This is a genomic window from Bacteroides sp. (assembly GCF_028690125.1).
GTDB lineage: Bacteria > Bacteroidota > Bacteroidia > Bacteroidales > Bacteroidaceae > Bacteroides.
On the sequence record NZ_JAQVBV010000025.1, the window covers coordinates 44,531 to 58,268 of the forward strand.

At 39.7% G+C, this 13,738-nt stretch carries 7 protein-coding genes; 6 read left to right on the top strand and 1 reads right to left on the bottom strand.

What is annotated here, in order from left to right; all coding sequences use genetic code 11:
- Position 1: 1 nt before the first annotated feature.
- From PHO71_RS15830 to PHO71_RS15855, 6 genes are all read left to right on the top strand, one after another.
- Positions 2 to 1,348: an MATE family efflux transporter gene (locus PHO71_RS15830; RefSeq protein ID WP_300205155.1), complete on the top strand. Its 1,347-nt coding sequence runs from the start codon at positions 2 to 4 to the stop codon at positions 1,346 to 1,348.
- A gap of 12 nt (positions 1,349 to 1,360) precedes the next feature.
- Positions 1,361 to 3,715: an ATP-binding protein gene (locus PHO71_RS15835; RefSeq protein ID WP_300205157.1), complete on the top strand. Its 2,355-nt coding sequence runs from the start codon at positions 1,361 to 1,363 to the stop codon at positions 3,713 to 3,715.
- Positions 3,716 to 3,799: 84 nt separating this feature from the next.
- Positions 3,800 to 8,311, top strand: coding sequence for a translocation/assembly module TamB domain-containing protein (locus PHO71_RS15840; RefSeq protein ID WP_300205159.1), 4,512 nt, complete (start codon positions 3,800 to 3,802; stop codon positions 8,309 to 8,311).
- Between the two features lie 2 nt (positions 8,312 to 8,313).
- Complete coding sequence (locus PHO71_RS15845; RefSeq protein ID WP_300205161.1) at positions 8,314 to 10,656, top strand: BamA/TamA family outer membrane protein; 2,343 nt, start codon at positions 8,314 to 8,316, stop codon at positions 10,654 to 10,656.
- A gap of 129 nt (positions 10,657 to 10,785) precedes the next feature.
- Entirely contained in the window at positions 10,786 to 11,697 is a 912-nt protein-coding gene (locus PHO71_RS15850; protein WP_300205163.1) for a nucleotidyltransferase, read from the top strand.
- A 317-nt stretch (positions 11,698 to 12,014) separates the two neighbouring features.
- Entirely contained in the window at positions 12,015 to 12,626 is a 612-nt protein-coding gene (locus PHO71_RS15855) for a DNA-binding protein (RefSeq protein WP_300205165.1), read from the top strand.
- A gap of 379 nt (positions 12,627 to 13,005) precedes the next feature.
- On the opposite strand, the gene PHO71_RS15860 is transcribed toward PHO71_RS15855, so the two are convergent.
- Positions 13,006 to 13,377 (bottom strand): YcxB family protein, encoded by a 372-nt coding sequence (locus PHO71_RS15860; RefSeq protein WP_300205167.1) that lies wholly within the window; start codon positions 13,375 to 13,377, stop codon positions 13,006 to 13,008.
- Positions 13,378 to 13,738: the final 361 nt, after the last annotated feature.

Here is a 13,738-nt window from a genome sequence, read left to right on the forward strand (position 1 = left end):
AATGTTCTATAAAACATACAAAGAACACTATAAAGCATTAATTTATCTCGGATTGCCAATTGTGATCGGGCAAATCGGAGTAATTGTATTAGGCTTTGCCGATACGTTAATGATTGGACATCATAGTACCATAGAGTTGGGAGCAGCTTCTTTTGTCAATAATGTGTTCAATCTGGTTATTATTTTTAGTACGGGCTTTTCATATGGATTAACACCCATTGTAGGTGGATTATATGGTACTCATCAGTTTGCTCCTGCCGGGCAAGCTTTGCGTTGTAGCTTGTTGGCAAATTTATTAATAGCTATTTTGCTGACCGTATGTATGAGTGTCCTTTATCTGAACCTGGAAAATCTCGGCCAGCCGGAAGAACTGATTCCCTTGATCAGACCCTATTATCTAGTTTTGCTAGCTTCATTAATTTTCGTTATGCTTTTCAATGGATTCAAGCAATTTACCGACGGTATTACTGATACCAAAACTGCTATGTGGATATTGTTGGGAGGAAATGTTTTAAATATCATAGGCAACTATATTCTGATTTATGGAAAGTTTGGTTTACCGGAGTTAGGTTTGTTGGGGGCAGGTATCAGTACATTGTTTTCCCGCATTATGATGGTGGTAGTTTTTGTTGCCGTCTTTTTACGCAGTCGGCGTTTTATCCGTTATAAAATAGGTTTCTACCGTTTGGGGTGGTCCCGTCCAATATTGGGCCGTCTAAATGGTCTAGGTTGGCCCATTGCCTTACAGATGGGAATGGAAACAGCTTCATTTAGTCTGAGTGCGATCATGATTGGTTGGTTGGGAGTTATTGCTTTGGCATCTCATCAGGTTATGTTGGCTATTTCACAGTTTACTTTCATGATGTATTATGGGATGGGAGCTGCCGTAGCAGTACGTGTCAGCAATTTCAAAGGACAGAATGATATCCTTAATGTGCGACGTTCAGCTTATGCCGGTTTCCATGTGATGATGGCTATGGGTTTTGTATTATCATTAATTGTGTTCCTTTGTCGTAATTACTTGGGGGGGTGGTTTACTGATAGTCCGGAAGTTGCAGCTATGGTGACATCCCTTATCTTTCCTTTTTTGGTATACCAATTCGGTGACGGCTTGCAAATATCCTTTGCCAATGCATTGCGCGGAATCTCTGATGTGAAGCCGATGATGTTTATCGCCTTTGTTGCCTACTTTTTGATTTCAATCCCTGTTGGTTATTTCTGTGGTTTTATTATGAATTGGGGAATTGTAGGTGTCTGGATGGCGTTTCCTTTTGGACTGACTAGTGCAGGTCTTATGTTATGGTTACGTTTCCGTCAAAAGACGAAAACTCTGGTTACGAATTCATAAATCTTATTTCTTATGTCTTCTTTCCGTTTTACGAAGCTGAAAATTACCGTTGGATATACTTTATTGTTGGCGATTCTTCTGTTCTCTCTGGTTTTTGTGCATCACGAGATGGAAAAGCTATCGGCTGCCGACGATCAGCAGAATCTAAAGACAGATAGCTTAATGTCTCTTCTCCATGAGAAAGATCAGAATACAATTCAGATGTTGCGGATATTGAGCGAGGCAAATGATAACCTACTTTCTACCTCGGAGATTCAAGAAATTATTTCGGAACAAGATTCTGTGATCGCCGTGCAGCGTGTGCAGCACCGGGTAATTACAAAACGTGATTCTTTATTGACCACTCCGAAAAAGAAAGGATTCTTTAAGCGTCTGGCTGAGGTCTTTGCTCCTTCTAAACAAGATAGTGCCGTATTAGTTAATACATCCCTGGAAGTTGCAACTGATACTGTTTTGGAACCAACCGCCTCCGCATCGGATTCTCTTCAGCAGAAAATTCGAATGGCAAACGAGGAGAAACGTTTACAACGGAAAAAGAGTATTCGGAGGACGAGTACCAAGTATCAGCGGATGAACAATCAATTGACCGCAAGAATGGATAGCCTCATTAAAGATTATGAGGCAGAAATGTCTATACGTGCCCGGCAAGATGCTGAATTGCAGCAAACTGTAAAAATGCGTTCTGCACGCATCATTGGGGGAATAGCTATTGGGGCAGTATTGCTATCCGGTTTTTTCCTGATAATAATTGGTCGCGATATTACCCGCAGTAATCGTTATCGGTTACAGTTGGAAGAGGCGAATAAGCGAGCGGAAGACTTGCTCGTGTCACGTGAAAAGCTAATGCTTGCCATAACTCATGATTTTAAAGCACCATTAGGATCTATTATGGGATATACTGAACTGTTGTCTCGGCTAACAGAAGATGAAAGGCAGCGTTTCTATTTGGACAACATGAAAGGCTCATCAGAACATCTGTTGAAGCTGGTTAGTGATTTGTTAGACTTTCACCGGCTTGATCTTAATAAGGCGGAAGTAAACCGTGTCGTATTCAATCCCGCGCAGATGTTTGAAGAGATACGTGTCAGTTTTGAACCCCTGACGGCAGCAAAAGGATTGGCACTGAAATGTAATATAGCTCCTGAATTAGCAGACAAATATATCAGTGATCCTTTACGCCTACGGCAAATTGTGAACAATCTTTTATCTAATGCCGTGAAGTTTACCCCAAAAGGGGGAATCACTTTATCAGTTTCTTATAACTCTTCAAAATTAACAATCGCTATTAAGGACACAGGAAAAGGAATGGCGCCCGGAGATCGGGAACGTATATTTCAAGAATTTACCCGTCTTCCCGGTGCTCAGGGAGAGGAAGGTTTTGGGCTGGGACTATCTATTGTGAACAAACTGGTTATCCTTCTTGAAGGAACAATTAATGTAAAGAGTACATTGGGAGAAGGAAGTTGTTTTACGGTAATCTTGCCAATTTACCCGGTGGGTAGATCAGTGATCGAAGATAAGACAACGAAACTGACAGATAAGCAGCCTGCAAATATGGAAACTGTTACTCCGGGAAAGACTTTGCGAGTTCTACTTATAGATGATGATAAGATACAATTGAATCTGACTGCTGCAATGCTGGCACAGTCACAGATTGAAACAGTATGTTGTGAGCAATTAGAAGAACTGATAGAACAACTTCGTTCTTCTGAATTTGATGTGCTACTGACTGATATACAGATGCCTGCTATTAATGGATTCGACTTGGTGAAACTATTACGTGCATCTAATATCCCTCAGGCACGAACTATTCCGGTAATTGCTGTTACAGCACGTAGTGAAATGGGTGAGGAGGCTTTGCATGAACATGGGTTTGCCGGTTGTTTACATAAGCCTTTTACTATCAAGGAACTGTTCTCTGTCGTATATGGAAAACGAGTAACATTAGAAAAAGAAAAGCTTATAAATAATAAAATAAATGCTCAATCAGAGAGGAATGCTTCTCATAATGCTTCTGAAACGTCTTCTTTAAACTTTTCGGCATTGACTGCTTTTTCCGAGGATGATCTCGAAGCGGCACAAAGTATAATCCGGAGTTTTATTGAAGAAACTGTAAAGAACTCAGCCCGGATGCAACAGGCTTTGGATGATAAACAGACGGATGGAATAGCCATTATAGCTCATAAAATTCTCCCTCTTTTTACTTTAATTGGTGCTTCCGAAGTGACTCCTAAGTTAAGTTGGTTGGAAGCTCGTCGTAGTGAAGAGTTCACAGAAGAAATACAGATAATAACACTTGAAGTACTAGACTTAATTCAAACAGTAATCCATTTTGCACAAAATTATAGTAATCGTAATTCTAGTTGATAGTCAAGTTTTGTCTTATAGCCAAACCTTTTTCCAAATTTAATTGTTTACTTTGTATCATCTTTATACACTGACACATCCTGCATGAAACGAAAATGGATAAGATGGGTGAGCTGGATACTGCTTACCCCCGTAATACTCTTTGCGATACTGATGGTATTGCTCTATATTCCTCCCGTACAGAATCTTTTACGTCGGGAGGTCACAGCATATGTATCAAAAGCCACCGGAATGGATATTCAGATTCAACGAATTGACCTACGCTTTCCTCTTAATTTATTGGTACGCGGCGTAGAAGTTATTCAGCAACCGGACACCTTATTGTCGTTGGAAAGTTTAAATGTACATGTACAGGCATTGCCTCTTTTAAAAGGTAAAGTAGAAGTAGATGATATTACTTTGAAACAGATGGTAGTTAATTCTGCCAATTTGATAAAAGGAATGAAGATTAAAGGCGTTTTAGGGCAATTTATGTTGGAAAGTCACGGTGTTGATTTATCCAATGAAATGGCAGTTATCAACCGGGCGGAACTTTCTGATACCCACGTACAATTGTTGATGAACGATACCACCTCTACTCCTAAAGATACTACATCTGCTTCACCAATAAATTGGAAAATAGACCTTCATCAACTGAAATTGAACAATATATCATTCAGTATGCAACTTCCATCCGATTCGATTAAAATGGCGGCTTATGTCGGAGAAGCAACAATTAATGAAGCTCATGGCAATTTGAAAAATAATTTTTATGGTTTAAAGCAGTTTCTGCTGTCAGGTGCTTCTGCCAGCTATGATAAAGGGAGTACAGAGGCGATGGAAGGTTTTGATGCTTCTCATATAGCAGTTCGTGATATTCGCATCGGATTGGATTCTCTATTGTATCAAGGTCGGGAGATGAATGCCGTGATTCGAGAGATTACAATGAATGAACGTTCAGGGTTGAGCATTACTTCATTGACCGGTCGGCTTTTTTCCAATGATTCTATAATCTCTGTCCCAAACTTGAGGTTGCTGACTCCACATTCTGAAATGAATTTGACGGCACAGACCTATTGGGAGTTGGTTAATATTCCTACTACAGGACGCCTGTCTGCCCGTTTCAATGCTTATATTGGCAAAGAAGATGTGTTTTTGTTTGCAGGAGGGTTGTCGGATCATTTTAAGAAAGCTTATCCTTTCCGTCCTCTCGTTGTTCGTGCTGGTACCGAAGGGAATCTGAAACAAATGCAGGTTTCCGGTTTTACGATTGACTTGCCGGGAGCTTTCTCTGCCAAGGGGGGGGGAACTATGGAAAACCTGATGGATAGCCTTACTCGTTCAGGAACAATAGGACTCGAAATGAAAACCGGTAATTTGAACTTTCTGACAGCTTTAACCGGGACCGCTCCAAACAGCACTTTTGTAATTCCTGATAGCATGAGTTTGTCATCTAAAGTCGATATAAGAGGACCGCAATATAAAGCCAATCTACATTTGAAGAACAAAGGAGGTACAATTGGTGCAAATGCTACTTTGAACACTTCGACCGAAGTATATGCAGCAGACTTGAAAGTAAATAATCTGCAACTTCAACATTTTCTGCCGAAGGACTCTCTGTATGAACTCTCTCTTTCTGCTAAAGCCAACGGGCGTGGATTGGATGTGAAATCCTATCGTTCTCATGCCAATCTGGATCTTACTATAGATCAGTTTCATTACGCTAAATATAAAGTCTCCGATATTCATTTGACAGGAAATATCAAGGGAGCACTAGCTACTGCTCATTTGACAAGTGACAATGTTCTGTTGAAGATGACAGCTGATGCTGAATATCATTTAGCACATAGTTACCCTGATGGAAAAGTGACAATGGATGTTACTCAATTGGATTTACATGAGTTAGGAATCGCTCCTAAACCCCTGAAGCGTCCGTTTACTTTTAACTTTACTGCTGAAGCTCGCAAGGATAGGGTATATACTCATCTGATAGCGGGAGATATGAAACTTAATTTAAGTGCACGTGCCGGCGTCTATCCGCTCATTCGTCAATCCACTCATTTTGTCAATGTACTTAGGAAACAAATTGATGAAAAGTCATTGAATCACGCTGAATTGCGAGAGGCTTTACCGTCGGCAATACTTTCTTTCTCGGCCGGACAGGAGAATCCGTTGGCGTATTTTCTGGCGACACGAAATATCTCGTATCAAGACGCTTCTTTGAAATTCGGTTCGGCACCTGATTGGGGAATCAATGGAAAGGCTTCCATTCATGCTTTGAAGATGGATACTTTGCAATTGGATACTGTCTTTTTTACAGTAGCGCAGGACACTACTTTGATGAAGTTTCATGGGGGTGTAATTAACGGACCGCAAAATCCGCAATTTTCTTTTTCTACTTCATTGACCGGAGAGATACGTGACAAAGATGCCGAATTATTAGTAGATTATAAGAATGTGCAAGGAGAAACCGGTGTTTTATTGGGAATAAATGCACGACCTTTGGGGGGAGGAAAAGGTAAGGGAGATGGAATTGCATTTACATTGATTCCTAAGGAGCCAATTATAGCATATCGGAAATTCCATTTTACAGAAAATCATAATTGGATTTATCTACATAAGAATATGCGGGTATACGCTAATGTGGATATGCTGGATAATGAAGGAATGGGCTTTCGTATTCATTCAATACAGGGAGATACGGTCTCTTTGCAAAATATCGATATAGAGGCACGAAAAATCCGGTTAGAAGAAATTAGTAGCGTATTACCTTATTTTCCCGAAATGACCGGACTGTTTTCTGCCGAAGCCCACTATATACAGACGGAAAAAGATCTTCAACTTTCTGCTGAAGCATCTATTGATGAATTGACTTATGAACGTCAGCGGATCGGTGATATTACTTTGGGAGCCACTTGGTTGCCCGGTGACCTCGGAAAGCAGTATCTGAATACTTATTTGAATCATGAAAAAGTAGAAGTATTGGTGGCAGATGGTCAGTTGATACCTACTCGTACGGGTAAAGATAGTCTTGAGATAAATGCTACATTAGAACATTTCCCATTACGTATTGCTAATGTCTTCATACCGGATAAAATGGCGACATTGGTAGGAGATATGGATGGTGATCTACATATTACGGGTAGTACTCAACAACCTTTGATAAATGGTGAATTGATTTTAGATAGTGTTACTGTTCTTTCTCGTCAATATGGTGCTAACTTTCTGTTTGATAACCGTCCTTTACAGCTGAAAAATAATCGCTTGGTATTTGATAAATTTGCCATTTATACTACTGGCAAAAATCCGTTTACAATTGACGGTTATGTAGACTTCCGTGAAATGAGCCGTCCGATAGCAAATCTGGATATGCTGGCAGAAAATTACACATTGTTGAATGCAAAACGTACTCGTGAAAGCCTGGTCTACGGAAAAGTTCTGGCTGATCTCAAAGCCACTGTAAGAGGGCCTTTGGATGGGCTGACGATGCGCGGAAATATAAACTTGTTAGGTAGTACAGATGTATCGTATGTGCTGACTGATTCACCACTGACAGTGCAAGACCGTTTGGGAAGTCTGGTAACCTTTACTTCATTTAGTGATACAACGACCGTAGTTCACCAAGAAGTACCTACGGTTTCTTTGGGTGGATTGGATATGATTATGATGGTAAATATCGATCCTTCTGTCCGTCTGCAAGTTGATCTGGATGCAAGTAGCGATGACCGTATCGAACTTGAAGGTGGTGGCGATCTTTCTCTTAAATATACTCCACAGGGTGACATGACGCTGACCGGACGCTATACACTGACAGGTGGTTTGATGAAATATGCTTTGCCCGTAATTGCTGCAAAGGAATTTGCGATAGATAATGGCAGTTATGTAGAATGGACCGGGAATCTGATGAATCCACTGTTGAACTTTAAAGCAACTGATCGTATCCGGGCTTCAGTATCTGAAGGTGATAATGGAGGGACACGAATGGTGAACTTTGATGTCTCTATTATTGTCAAGAATCGGTTGGATAATCTTTCTTTTGCTTTTGACGTATCAGCTCCTGAAGATGCGACCATACAAAATGAACTTACGGCTATGGGAGCAGAAGAACGTGGAAAGCAGGCGCTTTATATCATGGTTGCAAAGACCTACCTCGGCACAGGACCTATTGGAGGTGGTGGAGGAGGACTTGGTAATCTGAACATGGGTGCAGCTCTGAACTCTGTACTTAGCAGTCAGATTAATGCATTGATGGGTAATTTGAAGAATGCAAGTGTTTCTGTTGGTATTGAAGATCATAATGCCACGGATACTGGAGGAAAACGGACAGATTATAGTTTCCGTTATTCCCAGCGTTTTTTCAACAACCGTTTCCAGATTGTTATTGGTGGCAAAGTATCTACTGGTGAAAATGCAGCAAATGATGCAGAATCTTTTATCGATAATATTTCCTTTGAGTATCGTCTTGACAGAACCGGAACCCGTTACGTACGTTTGTTTTATGATAAGAATTATGAGAGCGTACTTGAAGGGGAAATTACTGAAACCGGAGTCGGTTTGGTACTCCGTAAGAAGTTGGACAAACTGGGTGAGTTGTTTATCTTTAAGAAAAAGAAGTGAGAATGAAACATAACTATATTGCAATATGGATTTGTGCCCTGTTCGGCGTCTATTCGTTGTTTAGCTGTTCGGTTACTAAAAATCTTCCTGAAGATGAGGTACTGTATACAGGACAGAAGACAATCGTATTGAATGATTCTAAAACCCGGGTAGGAGAGATGGCGATAACAGAAGTAGAGGCAGCACTTGACAAGGCTCCTAGTACTACAATGTTTGGTGGTATCTTGCGTATCCCTTTTAAAATGTGGATGTACAATGATTTTGTGAAGTATAAAAAAGGATTTGGTAAGTGGATGTTCAACCGTTTTGCTGCTAATCCACCGGTATTTATTTCTACTGCCAATCCGGAGGTACGTGTAAAAGCAGCAACCAATTTGCTTCACGATTACGGGTATTTTAATGGGAAAGTATTATATAAAACATTAGTAGATAAGAAAGACAGTCTGAAAGCTAGTATCCAATATACCGTGGATATGAAAAACCCTTACTACATTGATACGGTTTATTATCAGCGTTTCACACCTAAAACATTGCAGATTATGGACAAAGGACGCCGTGCATCTTATCTAACGTCCGGTGAGCAATTTAATGTAGTAGATCTTGACAATGAACGTACCCGTATCAGTAGCTTATTGCGTAATCGGGGATATTTTTATTTTCGCCCCGATTATATGACATATCAAGCAGATACAACTCTTGTTCCCGGAGGTCATATCAGTCTTCGGTTGATTCCTATTCCCGGATTGCCGGTGGCGGCCCAGCGTCCTTATTATGTAGGTAATGGTTCTGTTTACCTGTTTGGAAAGAACGGAGAGGTACCCAATGACAGTATGCAATATGAAAATCTGAATATCCATTTTTATGATAAACTGCATGTGCGTCCTAATATGCTTTACCGTTGGCTTAACTATCAGGCATTTGTACGTAACGAGAGGATGCGGGCTACTAACAGCACCAGGCTTTACAGTCAGTATCGTCAGGAACAGATCCAGGAAAAATTGAGCCAACTGGGTATATTCAGCTATCTTGATTTGCAATATGCTCCTCGTGACACAACTGCTGCTTGTGACACGTTGGATGTGACAGTACAGGCTACTTTCGCCAAACCTCTGGATGCCGAATTTGAGTTGAATGTAGTTACTAAAAGTAATGATCAGACGGGTCCTGGTGCTTCTTTTGGTGTCACTCGTAATAATGTATTCGGAGGAGGAGAAAGTTGGAATGTGAAGCTGAAAGGCTCTTATGAATGGCAGACTGGAGGAGGCGAAAAGAGTTCTCTGATGAATAGCTGGGAAATGGGAGCTTCTACGGCATTAACTTTTCCAAGAGTGCTTTTCCCGAATTTAGGGAAACGTGAATTTGACTTTCAGGCGAGTACTACTTTCCGTTTGTATGTTGATCAACTGAACCGTGCCAAATATTACAAACTGTTATCATTCGGAGGAAATGCTACTTATGATTTCCAACCGTCACGGACCAGCCGGCATAGTATTACTCCTTTTAAACTGACGTTTAATGTATTGCAACATCAGTCGGATGAGTTTCGCCAGATTGCTACTGCTAATCCTGCATTATATGTCAGTTTGCAAAATCAGTTTATTCCTGCGATGGAATATACTTATACCTATGATAATTCTTCTCTTCGTTGGGTCAAAAATCCTATTTGGTGGCAATCTACCATTACCTCTGCCGGAAATTTAACTTCAGTCATTTATCGTGCTTTTGGTAAACCTTTTGACGAAACTGGAAAAAATTTACTGGGAGCTCCTTTTGCACAATTTATGAAGTTGAATTCTGAATTGCGTCATCTTTGGAATATGGATAAAAATAATAAAATAGCCAGTCGCGTAGCACTGGGGGCTATTTTTACGTATGGCAATGCTACAGTAGCCCCTTACAGTGAGCAATTTTATGTTGGTGGCGCTAATAGTATCCGTGCATTTACGATACGTAGTATCGGACCGGGTGGATATCATCCCGCAGAAAGCCAGTATTCTTATCTGGACCAGACAGGCACATTCCGTTTCGAAGCTAATGTAGAATATCGCTTCCGTATCTTTAAGAGTATTTGGGGAGCCACTTTTCTGGATGCTGGAAATGTTTGGCTGCTTCGTAAAGATGAAGAGCGTGCAGACTCCCAGCTTCACCTGAAAACATTCCCCAAACAGATTGCATTAGGTACAGGAGTTGGTATACGCTATGATATGGATATTCTTGTATTTCGTCTTGATTTCGGTATTCCTCTGCACCTTCCCTATGATACTGACAGAAAAGGTTATTACAATGTCACCGGAACTTTCATGAAGAATCTAGGGATACATTTTGCTATTGGTTATCCGTTCTAATGAACCGTTTTTGTACGATAATGGCGAAGATTGAACGATAATTGTCCCTATCCATTCGTATATTTTTGTACATTTGCATCGAAAATTGATGCCGGTAGACATCACTAACCTTTTAATATTACACAAATTATGAAACCAACTTTATTCTTATTGGCAGCCGGTATGGGTAGCCGTTATGGTGGCTTGAAGCAATTAGACGGACTGGGTCCTAATGGCGAAACTATTATGGACTATTCTATTTATGATGCCATCAATGCCGGATTTGGCAAACTTGTATTTGTGATCCGCAAAGATTTTGAAAACGACTTCCGTGATAAAATTATTTCTAAATACGAAGGTCATATCCCTTGCGAACTGGTATTCCAGTCTATCAATGATCTTCCTAAAGGCTTCACTTGCCCGGCAGACCGTACCAAACCTTGGGGTACCAATCATGCAGTAATGATGGGCGCCGATGTGATTAAAGAACCGTTTGCTGTGATTAACTGTGATGACTTCTACGGACGTGATTCTTTTCAGGTAATGGGCAAATTCCTTTCAGCTCTTCCGGAAGGTTCAAAGAATGTTTATTCAATGGTAGGTTTCCGCGTGGGAAATACGTTGAGTGAAAGTGGTACTGTATCTCGTGGAATCTGCGGTACAGATTCTAACAACTTGCTGACTTCCGTAGTAGAACGTACTAAAATTCAACGCATCGACGGGGAAGTGAAATACATTGATGATAATGGTGAGTGGGTTGCTACTCCTGACACGACTCCGGTAAGTATGAATTTCTGGGGATTTACTCCTGATTATTTCCCATATAGTGAAGAATTTTTCAAAGCTTTCCTGAGTGATCCGAAAAATATGGAGAACTTGAAGAGTGAATTCTTTATTCCATTGATGGTGGATAAATTGATTAATGACGGAACTGCAACCGTAGAAGTACTCGATACAACTAGCAAATGGTTTGGTGTAACTTATCCGGAAGACCGTCAGAGCGTAGTTGATAAGATTCAGGCATTGGTAGATGCTGGAGAATATCCTGCTAAATTGTTCTAATAGCTTATAACTAGCTGAGAATCCATACGATACGGTGATGGAACTCTTGTGGATTTAAATATTTAGCGTAGATAATGCGAATACTAAGCACTTCTACGCTATTTTTATTTCTTTTTCTCCCTAATCTTATTATCTTTGTATACTAATGCCAATTCGGAGCACTATAGTTGAACGAAAAGATAACTATAGTGTTATTTTCGTTCAACTATAGTGTTCCGTAAAGTTTATTATAGTTAAACGAATTAGAATTAGTGAATTGATTACTTCCGGATAGGGAAGTAATTATTTAGAGATACCTATAAAAAATGTTAGTAAGTATGAGTATGCATTATGATCTTTATGAGACACCGGATATTCAAAAGACAGGAGAGGAACAGCCTCTTCATCCCCGGGTCGTTTTTAAGGGAACTATCGATCAAAATGAATTTCTAGATCGTGTCCATTTGTTTACAGGAATGAGCCGTAGTATGCTGTCGGGTGCTCTGCAATCTTTTCAAAATGAGTTGAGAGATTTACTTGCTGAAGGGTGGATTGTAGAGGTGGGAGATATGGGTTACTTTTCAGTATCCTTGCAAGGACCTCCTGTGATGAAAAAGAGCGATGTGCGGGCACAGTCCATTCAATTGAAGAATATTAATTTTCGTGTAAGTAGTCAATTTAAGAAAGAAGTGCGTGGGCAGATGAGATTGGAACGTGGAAAATCATTCACTCGTCCCGGGAAAAAGGTTAAACGTAATGAAGAAAAGTGTTTGGAAATAGTTAATACTTATCTGAAGAAAAATCCCTGCCTAACCCGTGCTGACTATTGCCAGCTTACTGGGTGTGACAAGAGGTCCGCTCTAAAGGAATTGAATAACTTTATCGAACTCGGAGTACTGATGCGTTATGGCAGTGGGAAGCAAATAGTCTATGCCAAAGTGATAGAGTAAACTAATATAATCGTGCGCTTCTGTCCACGATTTTAATCAGATTATATAGTTTCTCCACTTCGTTAAGATAAATTTTATAATCTCTGAACATATCGTTGAGTGAATGACAAGTGATAATACCGTGTTCCATGTCATGGTCTATAATCTATTTGATAGCAATACCTTCCGTCCAGTGAACGATGATGAAATACCAGCCGTTGATGTGAAGTCTATATCTCCATAAATCCCGTTGTATTTCTCTCGCTAATACGATGTCTCCATCCTAGATGGATTCTTAGTACCCTTTCCATACTATCTCCTTGCGCTTCAAAAAGCATATACTTTCACTCTAAAATCAAGGCTTACTTTTGAGAAGGGACAAAAGCAACGAAATGAAGATTTATAACTTGTACTCTGATTTAATTGAATGGACAAATTCAATCAAATCCGTCGAACAATTGGATTTTACTATGATGACTCCTTGATTTTTGCAATACATTAAATACAGATTTGTATCTGTCTCAATGATTTTGTATAAATTGGAATATGGTATATTAGAGCAACCTTTTTCATCCGTCGTTTCATAATGGTCGTTGAAAAAACATATTTGAGTTTCCAGGTCTTTATTTACCTTATTGAGGTCAAATGCTTTAGCAGCCTTTAGGTCCATACCTTTAGTCGCTTTCCAGTTGTAATATATTAAAAATGAGAGGATAATAACTGTCGATGGGTATATAATGCTTTCACCGGACAACCAAATTCCTGCTATCATTGATCCAAGAATTATATTGATGATTAGAATGCTTCGAGAGTAATGAAATTCTTTTCTTAATACTTCTCGGTTGAATCTAATATATTCTTCCTTGGTAATTTTGCTTTTTACGGTAAAAAAAGATTCCATATTCATTCGGTTTTATCGTTTTTTCTTATATTAATTATTTCCCCGTATTTTAGTAACTTGGGGGCATTCTTTTTCAAAAGACATCAAGCCTGTAATATTCAGTTGTAAATATAGTTGTTTTTTATGATTCAAACAACTTTTGGACACTGAAAAATGATTTTATAAGTTACAGGTTAATATAGAAGAGAGAATATCTTACGATGAATAAACTTTTTTTTATTTACCAACAACT